The 21198-nt window shown below is 69.7% G+C and carries 21 protein-coding genes and 1 pseudogene; 5 read left to right on the top strand and 17 right to left on the bottom strand.

Features of this window, described 5'->3' with window-relative positions; all coding sequences use genetic code 11:
- Positions 1 to 2 precede the first annotated feature (2 nt).
- Positions 3 to 1541 (bottom strand): cytochrome ubiquinol oxidase subunit I, encoded by a 1539-nt coding sequence (locus OG456_RS41935; protein WP_266570323.1) that lies wholly within the window; start codon positions 1539 to 1541, stop codon positions 3 to 5.
- 201 nt (positions 1542 to 1742) lie between these two features.
- Between OG456_RS41935 and OG456_RS41930 the strand changes: the two genes are divergently transcribed.
- The gene (locus OG456_RS41930) at positions 1743 to 1961 is read left to right on the top strand and encodes a DUF1918 domain-containing protein (protein ID WP_266570322.1); all 219 of its coding nucleotides are present in this window, start codon (positions 1743 to 1745) and stop codon (positions 1959 to 1961) included.
- A 75-nt stretch (positions 1962 to 2036) separates the two neighbouring features.
- On the opposite strand, the gene OG456_RS41925 is transcribed toward OG456_RS41930, so the two are convergent.
- Positions 2037 to 3218, bottom strand: coding sequence for a hypothetical protein (locus OG456_RS41925; protein ID WP_266570321.1), 1182 nt, complete (start codon positions 3216 to 3218; stop codon positions 2037 to 2039).
- Between the two features lie 199 nt (positions 3219 to 3417).
- On the opposite strand from OG456_RS41925, the gene OG456_RS41920 reads away from it, so the two are divergent.
- The gene (locus OG456_RS41920; protein WP_266570320.1) at positions 3418 to 3597 is read left to right on the top strand and encodes a hypothetical protein; all 180 of its coding nucleotides are present in this window, start codon (positions 3418 to 3420) and stop codon (positions 3595 to 3597) included.
- Positions 3598 to 3625: 28 nt separating this feature from the next.
- Here the strand turns inward: OG456_RS41920 and OG456_RS41915 are convergent, their stop codons facing one another.
- The 4 genes and pseudogenes from OG456_RS41915 to OG456_RS41900 all read right to left on the bottom strand — a co-directional run bounded on the left by OG456_RS41915 (position 3626) and on the right by OG456_RS41900 (position 6104).
- Entirely contained in the window at positions 3626 to 4003 is a 378-nt protein-coding gene (locus tag OG456_RS41915; RefSeq protein ID WP_266570319.1) for an NUDIX hydrolase, read from the bottom strand.
- Between the two features lie 124 nt (positions 4004 to 4127).
- On the bottom strand, positions 4128 to 5003 hold the full coding sequence (locus OG456_RS41910; RefSeq protein WP_266570318.1) for a geranyl diphosphate 2-C-methyltransferase: 876 nt from the start codon (positions 5001 to 5003) through the stop codon (positions 4128 to 4130).
- A 106-nt stretch (positions 5004 to 5109) separates the two neighbouring features.
- Positions 5110 to 5229: pseudogene (locus tag OG456_RS41905) on the bottom strand (cyclase); the annotation flags it as partial.
- A 326-nt stretch (positions 5230 to 5555) separates the two neighbouring features.
- Entirely contained in the window at positions 5556 to 6104 is a 549-nt protein-coding gene (locus tag OG456_RS41900; RefSeq protein ID WP_266570317.1) for a GNAT family N-acetyltransferase, read from the bottom strand.
- A 49-nt stretch (positions 6105 to 6153) separates the two neighbouring features.
- On the opposite strand from OG456_RS41900, the gene OG456_RS41895 reads away from it, so the two are divergent.
- Positions 6154 to 6744: a TetR/AcrR family transcriptional regulator gene (locus tag OG456_RS41895; RefSeq protein ID WP_266570316.1), complete on the top strand. Its 591-nt coding sequence runs from the start codon at positions 6154 to 6156 to the stop codon at positions 6742 to 6744.
- Positions 6745 to 6759: 15 nt separating this feature from the next.
- Here the strand turns inward: OG456_RS41895 and OG456_RS41890 are convergent, their stop codons facing one another.
- The 7 genes from OG456_RS41890 to OG456_RS41860 form a co-directional block, all read right to left on the bottom strand.
- Positions 6760 to 7746, bottom strand: a complete 987-nt coding sequence (locus OG456_RS41890; protein WP_266570315.1) for a LacI family DNA-binding transcriptional regulator — start codon at positions 7744 to 7746, stop codon at positions 6760 to 6762.
- Positions 7747 to 7942: 196 nt separating this feature from the next.
- Positions 7943 to 8734 (bottom strand): ABC transporter ATP-binding protein, encoded by a 792-nt coding sequence (locus OG456_RS41885; RefSeq protein WP_266570314.1) that lies wholly within the window; start codon positions 8732 to 8734, stop codon positions 7943 to 7945.
- Complete coding sequence (locus OG456_RS41880) at positions 8731 to 9774, bottom strand: ABC transporter ATP-binding protein (RefSeq protein WP_323136444.1); 1044 nt, start codon at positions 9772 to 9774, stop codon at positions 8731 to 8733. Before OG456_RS41880 ends, OG456_RS41885 begins: the two co-directional genes overlap by 4 nt.
- Positions 9771 to 10637 (bottom strand): ABC transporter permease, encoded by an 867-nt coding sequence (locus OG456_RS41875; RefSeq protein ID WP_266570313.1) that lies wholly within the window; start codon positions 10635 to 10637, stop codon positions 9771 to 9773. Before OG456_RS41875 ends, OG456_RS41880 begins: the two co-directional genes overlap by 4 nt.
- Positions 10634 to 11566, bottom strand: a complete 933-nt coding sequence (locus OG456_RS41870; RefSeq protein WP_266570312.1) for an ABC transporter permease — start codon at positions 11564 to 11566, stop codon at positions 10634 to 10636. Before OG456_RS41870 ends, OG456_RS41875 begins: the two co-directional genes overlap by 4 nt.
- The gene (locus OG456_RS41865) at positions 11563 to 13179 is read right to left on the bottom strand and encodes an ABC transporter substrate-binding protein (RefSeq protein WP_266570311.1); all 1617 of its coding nucleotides are present in this window, start codon (positions 13177 to 13179) and stop codon (positions 11563 to 11565) included. The genes OG456_RS41870 and OG456_RS41865 overlap by 4 nt, the downstream gene beginning before the upstream one ends.
- A complete protein-coding gene (locus OG456_RS41860; protein ID WP_266570310.1) occupies positions 13176 to 14411 on the bottom strand; it encodes an amidohydrolase family protein in 1236 nt (411 codons plus the stop codon). Before OG456_RS41860 ends, OG456_RS41865 begins: the two co-directional genes overlap by 4 nt.
- A gap of 78 nt (positions 14412 to 14489) precedes the next feature.
- Here OG456_RS41860 and OG456_RS41855 point away from each other — a divergent pair, with 78 nt between their 5' ends.
- Positions 14490 to 15176, top strand: coding sequence for a FadR/GntR family transcriptional regulator (locus tag OG456_RS41855; protein WP_266570309.1), 687 nt, complete (start codon positions 14490 to 14492; stop codon positions 15174 to 15176).
- Positions 15177 to 15261: 85 nt separating this feature from the next.
- Entirely contained in the window at positions 15262 to 15915 is a 654-nt protein-coding gene (locus OG456_RS41850) for a GntR family transcriptional regulator (RefSeq protein WP_116504812.1), read from the top strand.
- Between the two features lie 20 nt (positions 15916 to 15935).
- Here the strand turns inward: OG456_RS41850 and OG456_RS41845 are convergent, their stop codons facing one another.
- From OG456_RS41845 to OG456_RS41830, 4 genes are read right to left on the bottom strand one after another with little or no spacing between them, the layout of a single operon-like run.
- Complete coding sequence (locus OG456_RS41845) at positions 15936 to 17252, bottom strand: cytosine permease (protein WP_266570308.1); 1317 nt, start codon at positions 17250 to 17252, stop codon at positions 15936 to 15938.
- A 31-nt stretch (positions 17253 to 17283) separates the two neighbouring features.
- Entirely contained in the window at positions 17284 to 18711 is a 1428-nt protein-coding gene (locus OG456_RS41840) for a DUF1116 domain-containing protein (RefSeq protein WP_266570307.1), read from the bottom strand.
- Positions 18708 to 20258 (bottom strand): acyl-CoA synthetase FdrA, encoded by a 1551-nt coding sequence (fdrA, locus tag OG456_RS41835; protein WP_266570306.1) that lies wholly within the window; start codon positions 20256 to 20258, stop codon positions 18708 to 18710. Before fdrA ends, OG456_RS41840 begins: the two co-directional genes overlap by 4 nt.
- Entirely contained in the window at positions 20255 to 21193 is a 939-nt protein-coding gene (locus OG456_RS41830; protein WP_266570305.1) for a DUF2877 domain-containing protein, read from the bottom strand. Before OG456_RS41830 ends, fdrA begins: the two co-directional genes overlap by 4 nt.
- Positions 21194 to 21198: the final 5 nt, after the last annotated feature.

Below are 21198 nucleotides of genomic sequence, written 5' to 3'. Positions count from 1 at the left end.
CCTCAGTACGCGTGGGCAAGGGGCTGGTCGGCGTCCCCTGCGGAGGGCCCGCGCAAGGTCGGGTCCTTGGTCGGCGGCTGCTCGCCTGAGTCCGGGCCGGCCATGGCGTACTTGGCCATGAGTTTCACCCAGATCGCCGCGAGAACCGCGTAGAGCGCGGTGAACGCGGTCATCGAGCCGATCACCGTGCCGGTGTTCACGTTGGGGGAGTCGGCTTCGGAGGTGCGCATCAGTTGGTAGACCACCCAGGGCTGGCGGCCCATCTCGGTGAAGATCCAGCCGAAGCTGTTGGCCACCAGCGGGAAGGCCATGGTGAGGATGCCGACCCGCCAGCTCCACTTGGTGAAGAAGGCGTTCATCTCGACCTTGTTCGTGAGCATCAGCATGGGTGGCTCGTCGTCGTCGGTCTTGCGCGCCTGGGTCAGCCAGAACTTGCGCCGGGTGGTCCACAGCCCGATCAGGCCGACCACGAAGCTGGTCATCCCGAAGAAGATCATGAGGCGGAAGCCCCAGTACGTGATGAAGATGTTCGGGATGTAGTTCTCCGGTTCACCGCCGAATTCGGCCGCCTCCTGACGGGCCCTGTCGTTGATGCCGGGGACGGGGGAGTGGAAGTTGTCCTTGGCGAGGAAGGACAGGAGGCCCGGGATCTCCAGCGCGACCCTGTTGTGGCCCTCGGAGACGTCGCCGATCGCGAAGATCGAGAAGGGGGCGGGAGCCTGCGTGTCCCAGAGCGCCTCGGCGGCGGCCATCTTCATCGGCTGCTGATCGAACATGACCTTGCCCAGCCGGTCACCGCTGATTGCGGTGCCGAGGCCCGCGACGACCGCGATGATCAGGCCGACCCGCAGTGAGGTACGCATCGGCGCGATGTTCCGGCGGTTGGTCTCCCTGCCGCGCTTGGCGCGCAGCAGGTGGTATGAGGAGATGCCGATCACCAGCGCGGAGCCGGTGAGGAACGCCGCGGTCACGGTGTGGAACATCTGGGTCTGCGTGGTGTTCTGCAACAACACCCGGCCGATGTCGGTGAGTTGGGCCCGTCCGGACTCCTTGTCGATCCGGTAGCCGACGGGGTGCTGCATGAAGGAGTTGGCCGCCAGAATGAAGTACGCGGAGAGCAAGGTGCCGATGGCGACCAGCCAGATGCACGCGCAGTGCAGCTTCTTGGGAAGTCTGTCCCAGCCGAAGATCCACAGACCGATGAACGTGGACTCGAAGAAGAAGGCGATCAGCGACTCCATCGCCAGAGGTGCGCCGAAAACGTCGCCGACGAAGCGCGAGTAGTCGGACCAGTTCATGCCGAACTGGAATTCCTGGACGATGCCGGTGACGACGCCCATCGCGATGTTGATGAGAAAGAGCCTGCCCCAGAACTTCGTGGCGTGGAAATACTTTGCCTTGCCCGTCCGCACCCAGGCCGTCTCGAAGCCCGCCACGACGGAGGCCAGACTGATCGTCAGCGGGACGAAGAGGAAGTGGTAGACGATGGTGATGCCGAACTGCCATCGCGCCATGGTCTCTTGAGCGACTGCTAGTACCACTGCACCTTCTCTCGACCGGATCTCCCCGCATTCGGGCAAAAACTATCTTTAGCACAAAGCGGCATCGAGGCCGGTGGAGCTGGGGCCAGGTGAAGGTGAGCAATTTCCGCTCCGCTTGCGGATCGGCAGCCACCGGGATTGAGTGGAATCGATGCCCCACATCAGAGGCGTCGGAAGCTGTGAGCATTAGAGGCTGATCACATGAAAGCCAAGAAGGGCGACTATCTGACCCTGCACAGCGTCAAGGGTGACCGGACCGTGAGGGTCGATGAGATCATCTCCGGTACGAATCGGGATCTCTACCAAGTGACCTTCGCGGACGGCCGTACCGCCGTCGTCGCGCCGGGTCCGAGGGTGGAAATGACACGCGGCGAGCGCCATACACACGTGATTGATGTTTCCGGTTCCCCGTATCTCTAGATTGCTCGAAGACAGACACGCGAGACGGGAGCCCTCACCGAGGGCTCCCGTCTCGCGTGCTTTGGCCGGTGGGGATCAGTACCGCAGCAGCGCCGCCACGCCGCCGGCCTCCTGGAGCGTCCCGTCGGGCACGAACAGAACCTGGGCGTCGGCCGCGATCGCGTTGTCCACGAGTCGCTCGACGATGTCGGTGGCCACACCAAGTGCGTGCGCCGACGGTTCCATGTCCTTCTTCGGGTCCGGCAACGTCACCGGCTTCGGTACGTCCACGAGCTCCAGTACGCGGTCGGCCTCGGTGATGCGGCCCGCCAGCGCCAGCCCCTCTTCCAGCACGAGGCGGCGCACGCGCTTGTCGGCGACCGAGGTCCACACCTCCGGCGCGCCGCCGACGTACTTGCCCTGTCCACGCGCTTCGCTCAGCTCGGAGACGGCTTCGGCGACCTGCTGCGCGTAGAAGTCTGCGAGGACCGGCTGAAGCCGCTTCTCCAGATCCTGGGCCGATTCCTTGTCCATGCCCGTGAGCGGCAATGTCCCGGCAATCAGATTCCCGTAGCGGGTGATGCTCTTGAACGTCGAGAGGATCTTGTCGCCGCCGATGACGAACAGCGGCAGTCCGTCGTGCTCCTCGAAGGACTGCCCCAGCCGTTTGTCCACGGTCCGCAGGAACTGCTCGACCCGCTCCTCATGCCCCTCGTACGGCGTGGCGTGGGGGATGGACCCGGGAATCGCATCCTCGGGCGACGGGATCTGCGGCTTGTCCGGCCACCCGTTCTTCTCCACTTCCTGCAGCCGTCGTACAGACCCGTGGTACAGACGGCACATCTCCTGGTCGAGGACAAGAACCAGGTACGGGCGGGAACGCTGCTCGGCAGCCACCAGGTACCGCGTCAGGAATGCGGTGCCGAATTCCACGCGGGGTTCCACCGGTGCGAGCGATGTCATCCGCCATACCTGAACCGGCTCGTTCACGGCCACATAAACGACCATGGCGTCGTCCGGATGGAAAGGATCGGTCGCGCGCTCGATCTCCGCGGGATCCAGCAGTTGATCCCGCAGCTCCAACCTCGTCTCCCGCTCCACGTCCGGGTCGTCCACCAGCCGCCGCTTGGCCTCGGTGACCAGGTCGCGGATGAGGATTCGGTCCTTGTCGCTGAAGGGGAAATCCGGATCGGTGGGCGTGACCAACGTGATCGCGGGATACGGCCGCTCCTTGCTCAGGGCGGCACGGATTTCGGGAGTCAGATCGGAGGTATGCACGATGTCAGCGTCGCATTGATCACCGGGACACGCAGGGCGGATACGGCCGACCGACGGGTAACGCGTCCCGAGTCCTGCGGGATGGGTTCAGCTCGACCCGTCGTCATCGTCAGGAGCGGCGTACCGTGAAATCTACGGAATGCGCGACCGGGGACATCCGGACCCGCGAAGCCGACGTGAGATGGCGAGGTGCCGAGTCATGAGCAAGAACTCACCGGCGAAAGGGCACCACGGCATAGGCGCCCGAGGGCAGGGAAAGCTGCTGTACTTCCACTCGCAGATCCCGCAGGCAGCCGTCAAGCAGGCGAAGGACCAGGTGCCCGGTAAGTCCCAGCAGCCCCACGATCACCGCAAGGCCAACGGCCGCTGGGCCCCGTGACGAGGTCCGGCCCATACGCGTGGAGGGTTCACACGGGCGTGTGGCCCTCCAAGTAGTTGCGGACGACTCCGCGCGGCGTGATGTCGACCGCCTCCGCGACCGGAACCCAGCGGATCTGCTCCGGCGCGAGCCGCGCTCCGTCCGAGGGGTCCTCGGTCAGCAGCCGGCACAGAACAGCCGGCCCCGAGTCTGCTTGCGCCGCCTCCGGTTCGAGCGTCGATGAACCGTCGACGAGGTAGCCGGTGAGCTCGTACACGAGTCGTGCGGCGGTAGCCTCCGCCGACTCGGCGGGCTCGGGAACGCCGGACGGCAGTGCCCTGCCGTTCGGCTGTTCCACCAGGAGCAGGCGTCCGTTGTGGATGACGACCGCCTGAACCACTCCTTGGGCCGCCTGCTCCAGCGCCATGATCCGACCGCCCTTTCCCTGTTCCGCGTAATCCGTGCGCCCGCTGTGCGGGCCTTGCCTTCCTACCCCACGAAGGTCAATTCACGCTGACGGCACCGGATCAGGGCTCAGGGCGGGGCCGGATTCAGACGCGGTCGGCAGCGATCATCAGGTACTGGAAACTGCCGTTCTTGTACGCGGTGAGGAACGTGTCCTCGATGCCGGTGACCAGATGGTCGGCCTGCTTGCGCAGTTCCCAGTAGGGCAGCGCGGCCTCGGTGAGGTCCTCGACGTGCACGGGGACCAGGCGGTTGCGCGCCATGGCGCGGAAGTACTCCGACCGTGGGTGGATGTCGCAGATGTAGTGGGCGTTGATCAGGGACACCTCGCGCGACGCCTGGCCGTAACTGTCGTTGTAGCAGCCGGTGATGACCACGTAGCGGCCGCCGCGGCGCAGCAGCCGGGCGTGTTCGGCGAAGAGCAGCTCCAGCTCGACGTACATGGTCGACTCGTTGTTCCACGACGCGGCGAACGCGCCGGTCGGCAGACCGGTGTCGAGCATGTTGCGGTGGTGGTAGCGGACCTGGCCGTCGATGCCGCGTTCGGCGGCCTGGGCGTTGGCGAAGTCCGCCTGCTTGGCCGAGATGGTGACGCCGTCGACCTGGCAGCCGTACCGCAGATGCGCCACCACACTGCCGCCGCCGCGTCCGCAGCCGGCGTCGAAGACCCGGTCTGTGGGGGCGAGTGGCCCGAGGCGGTCGGCGAGGAAGTTCGCCTGGGCGTGTTCGAGCCGGTGCAGTTCGGCGGTGAGCCGGTCGTTGCGCCGCGCGGGGTCGGGCTCGTCGAGCACCGAGTTGTCCGCGGGGCCGATCCCGTAGTGGTGGTGGTACAGGTCGTCGATCTTGCCGAGTTCGAGGTTGACCGGGTTTTCCTCGGCGTTCCAGTATTCGGCGACACGGGACTGGTACGTGGACTGGGTCGGCACCGGTGCGGCCGAGGTGACGTGGGGAGCGGTGGTCAACAGGTACTCCTCGCAGTGCATCTGACGGTCGATCGGGTCAGTCGGGTCAGTCGGGTGGAGCGGGTGGAGCCTTCGGGGGGTCCGAGTGGCTGGGCCGGAGCGCGGGCTACCAGTAGTTCGGCAGGTGGTAGCGGTGGCTGTTCGTGGCGTGCCACTCGTGTTTGCCGGCCACCCAGGTGCTGAGCCCCTGGACGTACCGCTCGACGAGGGGTGACATGGCGGACAGGTTTCTTCGTCGCTCGCGGGTCCGGAGGCGCTGTCCGACACGGACACATTCCCTCCCAGGAGGTGAACGAGGGTGGGCGAAGCGATCGGTGGTACGAAAGCTCCTCGTTGCACCCACAAGGCAAGCAGCCGGGAGTGGTGGCCAGGTACGGCGCGAAGGGGGCGATTTCGCGTCCTGGAAGTGCAAACCTGCCGAATGAGGCAGGCGGTCGAGCCGAACATGATCGCGCGCCGTCCCGCACCACCGGAACGTGTGCGCGGTGAGCGAGGGGGCGCCGCGGTGGGGTGGCTACTGGGTTCGCCAGTCCCGGGCGTGCGGTGTCGTGGTTACTGGGCGGCGCGCCACTCCGGAGCGAGGATCGCCCAGAGCTGTGTGCCGTGACGGGTGCCGTCGTACGGCCAGGACTCGCGCTGAACGCCTTCGAGTGTCATGCCGAGCCGTTTGGCCACCGCGGCGCTGCGTTCGTTGTCGGCCCGGCAGTGCCACTCGGCGCGGTGCAGGCCCCGTGCGGTGAAAGCCCAGTCCAGCAAGGTGCCGCACGCCGGTGTGATGAGGCCATGGCCCTCGGCTCCCGGCTCCAGCCAGCAGCCGATCTCGCAGGAACCGGAGGCGGCGTCGAAGTCCACGAACATGACGCCGCCGACGAGCGTGCCGTCGAGCCAGATGCCGTAGAGGCGGCCGCCGTCCGCGGCCTGGCGCTCGGCGTACCGGCGCAGTGTGGCCCGCGCCCCGTCGACGTCGACGGTGATGAACCCCGCCCCGACCCACGGCCGGATGTGCTCGCGAGCCCGGTCCAGGTGGGCGGCGAACTCCTCGGCGTGCCATATCTCGAGCGGGGCGAGACGGGCGTCGTCCCGCAGGGGGAGAGAGAACATCAGGGACCTCATTCACACAACAAGCGTTTTGGCTATGTACCGTAGCAGCATGCCACGTACCAAGGGGGACCATGAGGCCCGTCGCCGCGACGTCTCCGAGGCGGTCTGGCGGGTGCTGGTCGCGCACGGATTCGGCGGCCTGACCATGCGCGCCGTCGCCGCCGAACTCGACGCGTCCACCGGCCTGCTCACCCACTACTTCCCGGCCAAGCGCGACCTGGTCGCGTACGCCCTCGACCTGCTCGAGCAGCGGACCGTCTCGCGCCCCCGGCCTGCCGCGGGGGAGGGCCTGGCCGCACTGAAGACCGCCCTGATGGGCATCCTGCCCCTGACGGGGGAGGCCACTGACAGCAACCGGATCTGGGTGTCCTCCTGGGACACCGCGCTCGCGGACCCCGGGCTGAGCGACGACTACGCCGGCAAGTACGCGCGAAGCCGCGACAAGCTGCGCGACCTGGTCGAGGCCGCTCAGGAGGCTGGCGAACTTCCCGATGGGGACCCGGCGCGCATCGCGGCCGGCGCCCAGGCGTTCGTGCTCGGCCTGGTGGTGCAGGCCCTGTTCGACCCCGAGGCGTTCCCGCCCCGCCGCCAGACAGAGCTTGTGGACGACTACCTGGACGCGCTGACCGGCACCGGGTGAAGTGGCACTGGGGCTCTACCTGGGCGCGGACGCCGCGGGCGGAGCCGTCGACGCGCGCAGGACCGGCCGGGACGGCAGGCGGGAGGTGACCGTGACGTGGTGGCCCGCGAGCAGGTCGATGAGGCGCGTGACGGCCAGTGCGCCCACCTCCTCCACCGGGACGTCGAGCGCGCTCACGGGAGGCGTCGTGGACCTGAGGCTGCTCAGGTGGTCGGCCGCGGCCAGACTGACGTCCTCGGGCACCCGGCGATTCGCCGCCGCGAGTCCGTGCAGCAGCCCGAGCGTCAGATAGCTGTTGTAGGCGAGCACGGCCGTGGCGCCGCGGGGGAGGGCGCGGGCGGCCTCTATCCCCGCGTCGAACGTGGGCGGCAGCGGGCCCAGGACATGCAACCGGGCCTTCGCCTGCTCCGCGCGCTGCGTCAGGACCGCGGACCGCTGCCCGTCGGCCCAGGAACCGGCGGGGCCCGAGAGGTAGGCGATGTCCCGGTGTCCCTGGTCGAGGAGATGGTCCATGAGCTGGGCCAGACCCGTCGCCGTGTCGGCCACGACTGCGGGCAGCTGGCCCACCTGGCGGTCGACCAGTACCAGGGGGAAGCGTCGCGCGCGTTCCCGCAGCGCGGCGTCGGTGCCCACCGGCGTGACCATGATCAGCCCGTCGGCCTGCTCCGCGAGCCGGTCGGCGAGCTCCGCCTCACGCGTGGGGTCGTACTCCGAGACGGCGATCAGGAGGTGATGGTCGGTCTTCTCGGCGGTCTGCTGGGCGCCCATCACGAGCGGCGCGAAGAACGGGTTGGAGAGCGTCGGCACGACCAGGCCCACCAGCCCCGTCCGCCCGGTGGTGAGCGCGCGGGCGGCGGCGTTGGGGTGGAAGCCCAGGCGCTGTGCGGCGTCCAGCACGCGCAGACGGCTGGGTTCCGCGACCAGCTCGGGGCGCTGCAGCGCCCTTGAGGCCGTGGCCTTGGACACCCCCGCCGCGCGCGCCACATCCATCAGCGTCGCCATCGCCGCCCCCTGCCTGACGTGCCCGCCGAGCGTGCGCGGGCCCGCTCGCCGTGTCCCCCGCGCTGAAGATCACTGACCGGTCGCTGGTGGACGTCGTGCGGCGCGCGCCGGTGGGGGCGACGGTCGGTTCCTGAACGGGACCGGGGGAGTGGCGGGCGCCGCCTTCGAGGTCCGGCCGCCACTCCCCTGACGACGCTCAGGCCGGTTGCCTGCGAGTCGGCTTCCAGCCCGGGCGTGGTACCGCCGCGCGCAATGCCTGGGTGTACTCCTCCTGGGGGTCGCGCAGCAGGTCGCGGGTGTCTCCGCGCTCGACGATCCGACCGCCGGACATCACGACGGCGAAGTCGCTGATCTGGTGGACCACGGCGAGGTCGTGCGAGATGAACACGTAACTGATGCCGCTGCGTTCGCGGATGTCGGCGAGCAGATTGAGGATCTGCGCCTGGATGGACACGTCGAGCGCCGCCACCGCCTCGTCCAGTACGAGCACCTCCGGCTCGACGGCTATGGCGCGGGCGATGGCGACGCGCTGCCGCTGCCCGCCGGAGAGCTGGCGGGGGAGCATGCTCGCATGCCGCTCGGCCAGTCCGACCGCTTCGAGCAGCTCCAGGGCCCGCCTGCGCCGTTCGGCGGGAGTCAGCGGGAAATGAAGCGCGAGGCTGGTCTCCACGACGTCGCCGATCCGCTGGAGCTTGTCGAGCGACGAGTAGGGGTCCTGGAACACGATCTGGATCTCCCGGGCGCGCCTGCGGCGTTCCGCCGATGACACCCGCCCGCCGCGACGCGGCCGGCCGCACACGCTGATCGATCCGCCGGAGGGGGTCTCCAGGCCGACCAGCATCCGCGCGACCGTCGTCTTGCCGGAGCCGGACTCGCCGACCACCGCCAGCGACTGGCCGCGCGAGAGCGTGAAGGAGACGTCGTCGACGGCGACCGCCTGCCCGAACTCCTTGCGCAGACCAGCCGCCTCGATCACGAAGTCGCTCATGACTCTCCCTGCAAGGTGAGTTCGCCGGCCCGCGTGCACGCCACGCGCGCCCCCTCCAGTTCCACCACGGCCGGGCGCCCGTCCGCGCAGTACGGCCGCGCATGCGCACAGCGCGGGGCGAACGCGCAGCCGTCGTCCGCCTCGAAGGCGGCAAGCGGCCTGCCGGGGATGACCGGCAGCCGGTGGACGACCTGATCGATGCTCGGCCGCGAGAGCATCAGCCCGGAGGTGTACGGGTGCCGGGGCGTGGCCGTCAGCGCGCCGGCGGCCTGGGTCTCCACGATCCGGCCCGCGTACATGACGGCGAGCCGGTCGCAGGTGGCCGCCGCCAGCTCCAGGTCATGGGTGATCAGCAGCATGGCCATGCCGCGCTCCCGCCGCAGCTCGTCGAGGATGGCCATGACCTCGGACTGCGTGGTGACGTCCAGGGCCGTGGTCGGCTCGTCCGCCAGCACCAGATCGGGCTCGACGGCAAGGACCGACGCGATCATGACGCGTTGCAGAAGCCCGCCGGACAGCTCGTGCGGATACTGGCGCATCCGGCGCTCGCCGTCTGCGATGCCGACGTCCGACAGGAGCCGCACCGCCCGCGCCCTCGCCTCCGGGGCGGGCACGCCCAGGTTGGCGATCATGGCTTCGGTGAGGAAGTCGCCGATGCTGCGCACCGGATTGATGTGGGCCCGCGGATCCTGGAAGACCATCGCGATGCGCCGGGCCCGCAGACCGCGCAGCGCCCGCCGCTCCATGCCGGTCACCCGGATCCCGTCGAAGACGATGTCACCGGTGACGCGCGCTCCCGGCGGTGTCAGTCCGAGGATCGTCCGCGCCGTCATGGACTTGCCCGAACCGGACTCGCCGACCAGGCCCACGGCTTCGCCCCGGCCGATCGACAGGTCGACCTCCTCGACGAGGGGCCGCCAGTCCCGGCCGGCCGGGACCGCCAGTCCAAGCCCTCGCAGATCGAGCAGACTGCCCCCGGACAGGCCCTTCTCCGCCTGACTCTCCTCCGGCTGATCCCTCTCGCGCTTCAGGAGACTCACCGCTGGTCACCTTCCTTGCCGAGGCGGTCGCCGAGCACGATCACCGCGGCGACCACCAGCACGATCAACAGGCCCGCACCCAGCGCCTCCAGCGGCTGTCCGCGCGTCGCGCTGTCGAGTCCGCTCTTGACCATCAGCCCCCAGTCGGCGGTCGGCGGCTGCACGCCGAGCCCCAGGAAGGAGATCGCCGCGAGGTCGATGACCGCGAAGCCCAGGGCGGACACCGACTGGGCGACGATGATCGGCCGCAGATTGGGCAGCAGGTGGCGTACGCAGATGGCGAACGCCGACCGGCCCTGGACCCAGGCCGCCGCCACATAGGGCATGTTGCGCTCCCGCAGCGCCGCGCTGCGCACCACCCGGGCCACGTACGGGGTGTAGGCGACGGCGAGGCCGAGGACGACGCCGGTGACGCCGGGGCCGAGTACGGCCACGGTGATCAGGGCGAAGACGATGCCCGGGACCGCGAACAGCACGTCCAGCAGGCGCGAGACGACCGCGTCCACCTTGCCGCCCGCCCACGCCGCGGTGACCGCCAGCGCGGTGCCGACGACGGTCGACAGGCAGATGATGAGGACCGGCCCGCTCAACGTCGTACGGGCGCCCCACATCAGCCGTGAGAGCACGTCCCGGCCGAGGGCGTCGCCGCCCAGGGGGTGCGCGGCCGAGGAACCGGCCAGCGAGTTGAACAGGTCCGGCTGGTCGGGGTCATAGGGAGCAAGGACGGGTGCCAGCAGCGTGACCGTCAGCACCACGGCGATCAGTGCCGCCGCGGCGACACCAGGTATACCGAGGGCACGCGCCGCACGGGACGGGCTGAACCGCCCGAGTGTCCCGCGCACGCGGGTGGCCACGGCGGTCATCGGGACATCCGCGGGTCGAGGGCTTTGTAGCACAGGTCCACCACGAGGTTGATGAGGACGAAGGCGGCGACGAGAACGAGGACGACGGCCTGTACGACCGCGAAGTCGCGCTGCAGGATCGCCCGTACGAACAGGGAACCGAGGCCGTCGAGGGCGAACACGTTCTCCACCACGACCGAGCCGGCGATGAGACCGGCCACGGTCAGACCGGTGACGGTGATCACCGGGATCGACGCATTGCGCAGCACGTGCCGGCGGATCACGAGTGCTTCGGCGATGCCCCGGCTGCGGGCGGTCTCCACATGCTCGCGCCCCAGCTCCTCGCGGACCGAGGCGCGGGTGATGCGGGCGAGGAAGGCGGCGCTGCCGAGGCTGAGGGTGATCGCCGGGAGCGTCAGGTGATACAGCCGACCGAACAGGCCTTCCCCCGGCCCGAACACCGGGAACCAGCCCAGGCCCAGGGCGAACACGATCACGAGGAGCACACCGATCACGAACGTCGGAGTGGCGAGGAACGCCGAGGAGACCGCGCTGATGACGGCGTCCACCCGGCCCCGGCGCAACCCGGCCAGCACACCGCCCGCCACACCGACCACGACGATCAGGACGGTGGAGTAGCCGACCAGGAACGCGGTGGTCGCGGCGCGGGCGGCCATCAGGCCAGAGACGTGCTGCCGGTACACCAGGGAGCTGCCGAAGTCACCGCGCACGGCGTCACCGAGCCACGCCGCGTAGCGGACCAGGAAGGGGTCGTCGAGCCGGTACTGGGCCCGGATGGCGGCGATCTGCTCGGGCGTGCCGCTGCGGTTGCCGAGCAGGAACGCCATCGGTCCACCGGGTACGAGGTAGAGCAGTCCGTAGACGAGGAACGAGGCGACGACCAGGACCACGGCCAGCGCGATCAGCTTCCGTAGCAGGTAGGTGATCATCTGGCCCCCAGCCCTGCGGCCCACGGGTAGTACAGGTAGGGGAAGGACGGCACGGCGCCGGTGACCCGCTTGTTCATGTAGAGGATCACGGGCAGGTTGTTGAGCGGCATCCATACGACGTCACGGGTCACCTTCTCCTGGATCCCGGTGACGAGCGAGGCCCGTGCTGCCGGATCGCCCTCGGCCCGCGCCTTGGTGATGGCTGCGTCAACTGCCTTGTAGTCGCTGAAGTTTGTCCGCCCGCCGTTGCGGAACACGGTGTAGATGTCCAGCGGATCGGGCACGTTGCCGTACCAGGTGCTGAGGAAGGCGTCGATGCCCTTGCGCGCCTTGGGATCGCTGTAGAGGTTGCCGTACTGCTCGACCGGGACGACCCTGATCTCGATGTCGAGGCCGAGCGCTTCGCCGGTGGCCTTCAGCAGGTTGGCGGTCTGCTCGTGCACGGCCGAACTGCCCTGGACGCCGATCACGATGGGCTTCGTGGGTGAGCCCGCCTGGACGAGAAGCTCCTTGGCCTTCGCGAGATCGGTGGTCTCGGGCGGAAGGGCCTCGTAGGCCTTCTGATACGTCTTGCGCTCGTAGCCCCAGTAGTCGCTGCCCGTCAGCGCTCGCTGGGGGGAGGCCGTGCCCTGGAAGACGACCTTGGAGATCGCCGCGCGGTCCAGCGCGAGCGACAGGGCCTGGCGCACCCTCGGGTCGGCGTAGGGGCCGGACTTCGCCGAGCCGAGCAGCGCCCAGAAGGTGAGGGAACGGCCCAGGGTCACCGACCCGGTGGTGGATTTCTGGAGCTGACCGAGACCTGCGGGCGGCAGATAGAAGTACTGCCCGTCGACCTCGCCGGAGCGCAGGGCGTTGACGGCGGTCGTCTCGTCGGCGATGAACCGCAGGACCAGGGACTCGGACTTGGCCTTGAGCGCCTTGTCCCAGTAGTGGTCGTTGCGGTTGAGCGTCATCGAGTCGCCCGACTTCCAGTCATGGAACGTGAACGGCCCGGTGCACATCACGCCGCTGGACGGCGAGCCGAGCGACTTGCCGGCCTTGTCGAGGAACTTCTTCTGCACGATGGCACCGGCGCCGGTGGCCATCGCCTGGTTGAACAGGGCATCGGGCTGCTTGAGCGTGACCGTGACCTGCGTGGAGCCGGTGGCGCGGACCGACTTGACGGTGTTGAAGTAGTCGCCCCACCAGGTGCCGAGCTTCGGGTCGAGGTGTCGGCGCAGGCTCGCCGCGACGTCGTCGGCGGTCAGCGGATCGCCGTTCCAGAACGTCACGCCCTTGCGGATCGTGTACACCCAGGTGGTGGGAGTCGGGTTGGCGGCCTTGACGGCCAGACCCGGCTTGATCTTGAAGTCCGGGGTCAGCCGCAGGAGGCTCTCGCACATGTTGGCGAGGGCGGTGTTCTCCGCGTAGTTGAACGAGCGGATCGGGTCCAGGGTCTGCGGCTCGTAGGGGAGGTTCCACGTCACTTTGCCGAGCCCCTTGGCAGCGGCGGGGGTGGTGGTCTTGAGGTCGAGCTTCGCCGGGGCGGCGCCCTGCTGCGGTTGTCGAGCTCCGGAGGTGCAGGCGGCGAGCGTCAGGACGAGCCCGATCACGGGGAGAGCGCGGCGCATCATCGGGAGGCCCTTTCGACGAGTCGGTCGCCCGCGGCGCGCTGTTGCCCGCCGTCGACCAGCTGTCCATCGCGGGCGATCACACGGCCCGCGCGGACGACGAGGGACGGGACGGGCCGGTCCACGACGACCTGCGCCACCGAGTCGCCGGGAAGCAGGACGAAGTCGGCGGGGTCACCGACGCGCAGCTCCGTCCGCTCCAGGCCCAGGAGCGCGGCGCCCCCGTGGGCCACGACGGCGTAGCACGCGGCGAGTTCGGCGTCCGTGCGGGCGTCCGTGCGGTACGCGAGGAGATGGGCCCGCGTGATCATGTCGCCGTCGCCGAACGGGGTCCACGGGTCGCGTACGCCGTCGGAGCCCGCCGCGACCAGCACTCCGAGCTCGCCCAGCGGATCGAAGGGGACGACGGGGTCGGCTCCCAGGGCGCAGGTCGTCAGGGACACGCCAGCGGCGGCGAGGATCTCGCCGACCCGCGTCAGCTCGTCGCCGGCGAGATCGGCGACGCAGAAGGCGTGGCTGACCGTGACGCGTCCCTGCATGCCGAGCGTCACCGTACGGCGGGCGATCTCGGTGACCTGCTCGATACCGGACGGGCCGCCGTCGTGCAGGTGGATGTCCAGCGGCACGGCCGCCCTCTCGGACAGGCCGAACAGGACGTCCAACTGCCCGTGCAGGTCCCCGTCCACGCCCACCGGATCCAGTCCGCCGAGCACGTCGGCGCCCTCGGACAGGGCCTTCTCGAGAAGCCCGGCTGTTCCCGGCTCGGTGAGCAGGCCGAGCTGGGGGAAGGCCACCACCTGCACATCGAGCAGGTCGGCGCGCGAGGCCGCGGCGGCACGGACGCCGTGCACATTGGACAGCCCGTGGACGGGCGCGACGTCGACATGCGCACGCATGGCGCGGGTGCCGCGGGTGATGGCACGGTCCATGAGTGCACCGGCGCGGTACTCGACCGGCGTCGGCATGGCGGCTCGCGCGGCCACATCGCCGTCGATCAGGTCCCGCAGGCTCGACGCGGGAGCACGGCTGAGCCAGGTCTGGCCCCAGGTGGTCTTGTCGGGATGGATGTGCGCGTCGACCGGCGAGGGCAGGGCCAAGGCGCCGCCGCCGTCGACGACTTCGTACTCTTCAGGCAGGGCGGGAGGGGTGATGGCGGCGATACGCCCGTCGGCGACCAGAACGTCGCGGGGCTGCCCGCCGTCCAGACGTATGGCTGTGAACAAGATGTGCGTCATGACGGCATTACTCCTTCGTTGGAGACGAACCGACCGTTAGAGTTATCAGGTCATCAGATGACTAGAGAAGGGGTTGGGATGAAAAACGTGGAACGGGGTCCGTCGCTCGTCGACACCGTGATCGCCGCGCTGCGACAGGAGATCGCGACGGGCACCTGGCGGCTCGGCGACAAGATCCCGTCCGAGAGCCGGCTCGCCGAGACCTTGGGTGTCAGCCGCCTGTCGGTGCGCGAGGCCGTGCGCGTCCTGGTGCACTCGGGCCTGCTGATGACCCGTCAGGGCAACGGGACCTTCGTGACGGCCACCGACGAGGCCGAGGTCGCGCTGCGCCGCCAGCTGGACCGCGCCGCCGCCCAGGACATCATCGACGTACGCCGCGGCCTGGACATCGTCGCCGCCCGGCTCGCCGCGACGAGGCGTACGGCGGACGATCTCCAGCAGATGCAGAAGGCCCTGGACGACCGGGCCGACGCGAGCCGGAACGCCGACGTGGACGCCTTCGCGGATGCCGATGTCGACTTCCACCTCCGCATCGCCGAGGCCTCCCACAACCCCGTGCTGCAGAACCTCTACCGGGGCATGAGCGACGCCCTGCGCGACAGCGTCAAGGCCGACCAGTGCATGAAGCACACCCTCAGCGGCAACGACACGTCGCACGAGGACCTGCACCGGGCCGTCGAGGAGGGGGACGCAGGCGCCGCGGCGGCCACCGCGGTCGCCATCCTCGACCAGCAGGAGACCGGCTCCGATGCTCCGGCCGGCTGACCGTGGCCCGGACTCCCGTCCTCTGCCTTCCGCCGAGGGTGGGGTACGGCCCAATGACCTGCGCCGCGGTGCGAGAATAGTGGTCATGGCAGGGGATGACACTTTTGAACCCGAGTCGGAGCGGGTCACGCGCACGCTGCGCGATCAGATTCTCGACGGTGTGCGGGCGCCGGGCAGCAAGCTCGTGGAGCGGGAACTGGCGGCCGAGCTGGGGGTGAGCCGCCTGCCCGTCCGTGACGCCCTCAAGGACCTGGTGAACGAGGGTCTTGTCACCCCGCGCCCGCGGAGCTGGGCGGTGGTCCGTGAGTTCACCGCCTCCGACGTCGAGGACCTCGACGAGGTCAAGGCCGCCCTGGAGATGCTGGCGTTCCGTCTCGCCGCCCAGCGGCGCACCCGCGCGGGACTCGCGCGGCTGCGGGCGGACCTGGACGCCGAGCTGAGGGCGGCGGCCAAGGGCGATGCCGTGCCCGCGCGCCGGGCCGCCGCCGACTTCCACGAGACGGTGACAGCGCTCGCCGACAACGAGCTCCTGAACGAGCTCGGCCGCACCCTGAGCAGCCGCATGCGATGGCTGCTCGGCCAGCACGACGACATCTCCGGCGTCGCCAAGGAGCACGAGGAGCTGTACGAGGCGATCGAGGCCCGGGACGTGCCGCGCGTCGAGGAGCTGGCCCTCAAGCACCTGGCGACCGGCCGCAGCGAGGCCGCCGCGCACCGCAGGCGCACCCCGGAGCAGTAGCCGCACACCCGCGTCCGCCATCATTCGCCCCGGCTTCGTGCGGGCATCCCCTCCAGTACGGCATAGGCGACCAGGGCGACGAGCAGGCCGGTGACGGCGTCGGAGAACTGCGGCGCGTACCAGTGCACGAGCCCCCCGGCGGCCGCTCCGGCCGCCCACGCGGCGAACGCCGTGGGACGCACCGCCGCCTCGGCCCGCCCGTCGAGCCGGCGGCGCAGCAGCACCTGGTCGGCGATCAGTACGCCGCCGAGCGGTGGGACGAACACGCTGAGCACGACCAGCCAGTCGAGGAAGTGGTCCCACACACCGGCGAGGGCGGCGACCGTGCCGACGGCCCCCAGGACGAGCGTCATCACGCGCATCCTCGTACGGGTCAGATGCGACCAGCTGAGCGCGCCGTTGTAGAGACAGTGGCTGCAGACGGAGCCGAGGTTGACGAAGACGAACACCGCGGCCAGTACGTCGAGGGCGACCCCGTGACCGCCGGTGAGGATCGGGAGGAAGTTGCCGCCGACCGTGCCCGCCGAGGCCACGGCGCCGGCCGCGACGACGATGCCCCCGGTGATCTGGGCGACGAGACTCGCCACGGGGAAGGCGGTGGCCGTCGCGATCACGGCCTGCCTGCCGTTCTTGGACCAGCGGGTGAAGTCGGCCGTCATCGTTCCGGAGTCCGCGAACGTCGCCATGATGAGGGAGACGGCGGCGCCGAAGGTGAGGGCGCTGTTCCCGCCGACGCCCTTGTAGTCGAGGACGGTCGCGAGGTCGTGGTCCCTGGAGACGATCACCAGGGCTATCAGGCCGACGAGGATGAACAGCGGGGCGGCGACCGCGCCTAGCCAGGACAGGGCGCGGATGCCGAGGAACGTGATCGCGACGAAGGCGACCCCGGCGACGGCGGCGACGAGTTGCTCGTGCCAGCCGAACGCCTGGTGCAGGGTGGCCCCCGTCGCGCCGGTGTTGAAGGCGAACCACCCGACGACGACCGTCGCGAGGAACCCGGACGCGACGACGTACCCGACCCTCCCGAACGTCTTGGTCGCCTGGAGCGAGAAGCTCTCGCCCGTGCTGCCCGCCCGGTGACTGAGCAGACCGACGTAGACCAGCATCACGAGGTTCGCGGCGACGATCGCGGCCAGACCGCGCCAGAAGCCCATGAGCGCGACGACGATCCCGCCGGGCACGGCGTTGGTCAGGATCATCGGGAACCCGAACCACACGGCCGACACGGTGAGAAGGGACTTGCGGCTCTCCGTCGGAACGGGCGTGTGCTCGTACTCCGGGTCCAGCTCGAGGCCCGCGTGGGCCGTTTCCGCCGGGGCGGCATCGCGTCTGTTCATGATGGGTCTCCGTGGATTGGCCGGCGCGCCGTCAGGCGACCGTGCGGGCGAGAGCTCTGGCGGCCTGCTCGAAGACTGCGGCGGGCGGGTGCGTGATGCCGGCGCCGATCATCCCGATGCCCGCTTCCTTGTGGGCGATCGCGGTGTTGATGACCGGCAGGATCCCGGTGGCCAGGACCTTGCGGACGTCGATGCCGGTGGGGATGCCCTCGAAACCCAGGGCGGGGATGGTGACGTTCGGGTTCCGGGTCGTCGTGATCTCGCCCATGTCCCGGGTGAAGGCGACGGCCTCCTGCACGGTTCCGCCGACGAGCGCGACGATGGCGGGCGCGGTCGCCATGGCGAACCCGCCGAAGCCGTACGTCTCACTGATCGCGCTGTCACCGATGTCCAGCCCGGCGTCCTCGGGCTTGAACCCGGCGAACATCGGCCCGATGACCGGCTGGGCCGGGCCCGTGAGCCACTGGTTGCCGGGCAGGCCGCTGACGCGGAGGCCGAACTCGACGCCGTTACGGGCCATCGTCGTCACGATCGTCGAACCCTCGATGCCATGAGCGGCGTCCATGGCGGCCTTGGCCATGGCGAGCCACGTGGGTCCGGAGAAGTAGTCCGAGCCGGCGATGAAGTCGAAGACCTCCTTCTTCTGCTCGGTGGTGAAGCTCGTCTGGAGCAGGGCGGGAGTGAGTGCCTGCGTGAGGAGCAGGGTGCCCGCGATGTTGCGGTTGTGGCACTCGTCGCCCATGTGCAGCGCCTGGGACAGCAGAAGTCGCAGGTCGACGGGGCCGCCGATCTCCATGGCCTCCTTGAGTACGGGGCCGAGGACGTCGCGCATCCAGACGAGGCGCTCGATGACGCTCTCGTCGTTCGCCCCCATGCGAAGGATCTTCGCCATCTGCTCGGAGAGGTTGGTGAAGGCGGTGTTGCCATGGGTCTCGTTGCGGACGATGTGCATGTACATCGACGCGGACGTGACACCGGCCATCGAACCGACGCAGTCGTGTTCGTGGCAGGGCGAGAAGGTGATCTCGCCGGATGCCGCGAGCCGTTCGGCGTCGTCGAGGTCACGCGCCAGGCCCTCGAAGACGAGGGCGCCGGTGACGGCCCCCTTCATCGCACCCGCCATTCGGTCCCAGGCGATCGGCGGGCCGGCGTGCAGGATCGTCGTCGGGGTCATCCCGGGCACGACGTCGATGGCCCTCCCGAAACCGACCAGCATCGGCCGTGCGCCGACGATGCGGTCGACGGCTTCGGCATTGGCCGCATCGGTCCGCGCGGCGACGCGCGGGTCCTCCAGCGCCTCGAGTGCCGCGAGAACCTCGGGGCTGCCGCCGCCGGGCGGAGTCCAGTCGAGGGTCGTGACCCGTGCGCCCTGGGCGGTGAGGTCCCGGTCGAACATGGCCAGTCCGACGTTGACGACGCTGAGGTCGCTGGTGAAGAGGCTGGTGGCCTGAGTGCTCATGCGCGGTGTGCCTTCCGGGCGGTCTCACGGGCGAAGTGGCCCGTCTCGGTGCTGCTGCGGGTGACGGTGACTCCGGCGGCCTCCAGGGCCGCGACCTGCTCGGCGAGGGCCGGGGTGTCGAGGTCGGTGCCCAGGACGTAGCCCACGATCTCCAGGTCCCGGCCCGCGTCGGAGGCGATCTTTTTGGCCTGCGCGATGGCGGGGAGCGTGACCCCGACCGGGTCCTCGTGGGCGCCGAACCCGAGGACGAAGTCCATGAGGATGACGGCTACTTGGGGGTCCTCGGCCTCCTGGACAAGGCGCGCCAGGCGCAGCGACGGGTCGATCATCGGGTGCGGACGGCCGTTGGTGAAGTCGTCGTCGCCGAAGTCGAGGAAGGTGTGCCCGACGCTGGGACTGCCGGCCGTCAGGCGCCGCCCGGGGTCCTTCTGGATGTTGCTCCACACGTTGTCGCTGACTTCGAGCAGCGCGTACATCGACTCGTCGCACAGGGTTCCGCCGCAGAACAGGCCGCGAACGTAACGCTGTTCAGGAGCGAGCCGGGCGCAGACCTCGTCGACCTGCTTGGCGGCCAGTTCGTCGACGGCCGCGTGGACGTCGACCCCGAGGCGGACGGCCTGGAGCGCCGCGTCCTGGGTGCTCGCGGCGAAATGCCCGCCGGCCGCGGTCACGGCCTCCTCGGATCCGCCGACGAAGTAGACGACCACGGGCTTGCCCGCGCCCGCGATCTCGGCCAGCACCTTGTCCTGCACCGCGGGAGCGGGCGGCTTGGACACGAGGACGATCACGCTGGTCCCGGGATCGTCGGCCAGCGCCCGGATCCCGTCGATCATCATGATGCCGCCGACCTGCTCACTGAGATCGCGGCCGCCCGTGCCGATGAGCTGCGAGACGCCCGCACCCAGCGCGTGGATCCGGACACTGACCTCCTGCGCGCCGGTGCCGGACGCCGCGACGACACCGACGGTGCCGGGCCGCACGGCGTTCCCGAAGCACAGCGCGACATTGTTGATGATCGCGGTGCCGCAGTCGGGCCCCATCATGAACAGGCCTTTGCTGTGCGCCAGTTGCTTGAGGCGGACCTCTTCCTCGATGGGGACGTTGTCGCTGAAGACCATCACGTGCAGGCCGTTCTCCAGCGCCTTTCGTGCTTCCCGGCCCGCATACGCGCCGTTGACCGCGACGATCGCGAGGTTCGCCTCGGGGATGGCGCGCGCGGCGCTGTCGACCGTCCGGTACGTGACCGTGTCCGCACCACCGCTCGCGCCGGGCGCCTTCTGCACGAGGAGCTCCTCGACCTCCGCCAGGAGCGCTGCCTGGTCGGCTTCCTCGCCGGCCTCCACGACGATCACGAGATCCCCGGTGCCCGCGGCACCGAGATCCGCCGTGAGGAGGCCGAGGTTGCTCAGCACCCCCTTGTTCATCTCGGTGCCCATGGCGACGAACGCCTGCTCCACGCCGGGCAGTTGGTTCGCCCGGGTCGAGATGGACATCAGGGACACCGAGTCGAAGTAGGTGTTCTTCTTGACGACTGCTGTGATGCTCACAGCGAACCTCGCAGTTCTTTCTCCAGGCGAAGCCCGGTCACGAGACCGGACAAGATGTCGGTGCCGGACGTGTGACCGATGGCCAGCACGTGCCGGACCGGGGTGCGGATGGATTCGGCTGCCCGCGCCTGGCTCCACCCGGAGGGGTGGGCCAGAGCGTGCAGGACGTCGAGCAGTGAGGCGCGGGCTCGTCCCGCCAAGGCCTCGTCGAGCGTGGTGACGCTCAACCGCGTGGTGCGGCCGGAGTGTTCGAGCAGGACGTCCTGAAGCGCCCGCCCGAACGCGCCGAGCCCGCTGCCGTGGAGCGAGGACAGCAGGGCCAGGGCGGTCAGGAAGTCGTCGCCCGCGGGCGTCAGTCCCGGGCCTAGTCCGAGAAGTGACAGGACGCCGCGGCGTATGCCGGCGTCGTTCGCGGACTTGACCGCGCGCACGAGGGCGTCGCGCCCGTCGGCGAGTGCCCGGGTGACGGCTGCCTCCATCGACGATGCGGTGGGAGCCGGGCCGAGCATGCCGCCGCGTGAGCCGTGCGCCTGTATCAGCCGGTCGAGCGCCGTGGCGGCGGCCGCGAGGTCGCCCGGGCCGAGCGCCGCGAGCGACGGCAGAATGGGATGCCATTCACTTGCGCCCTCCGTATGCACCCGCAGGCGTGCGTCCGCCGTGTGGAGGGTGAGGACACCCGGCGCGAACTCCACGGCCTGCCCCGCCGAGATGCCCCTCTCCGACCAGCTGTCCGCATCGGTGACGAGGGTTCGGGGAGCGTCGTCACCGCCTCGGGCGGAGAGGGCGATGAGCCTCTCGCCAGGCGTCAGTACGTTGACAGTCCGCTGGAACACGCTTTCGACGACGCCGTGGCCGCGGAGCGCGCGCAGGTACGCGATCAGTGCGGCGTCGCCGGATACGGCGCGCAGCCCGGTGGCTGTACACAGAGAAGTCACTGCAC

Origin of the sequence: Streptomyces sp. NBC_01446, from assembly GCF_026340095.1 — a bacterium.
Lineage (GTDB): Bacteria > Actinomycetota > Actinomycetes > Streptomycetales > Streptomycetaceae > Streptomyces > Streptomyces aureus.
The sequence above is the reverse complement of the archived record's forward strand: the minus strand, read 5'-3'. Positions and strand labels throughout refer to the sequence as shown.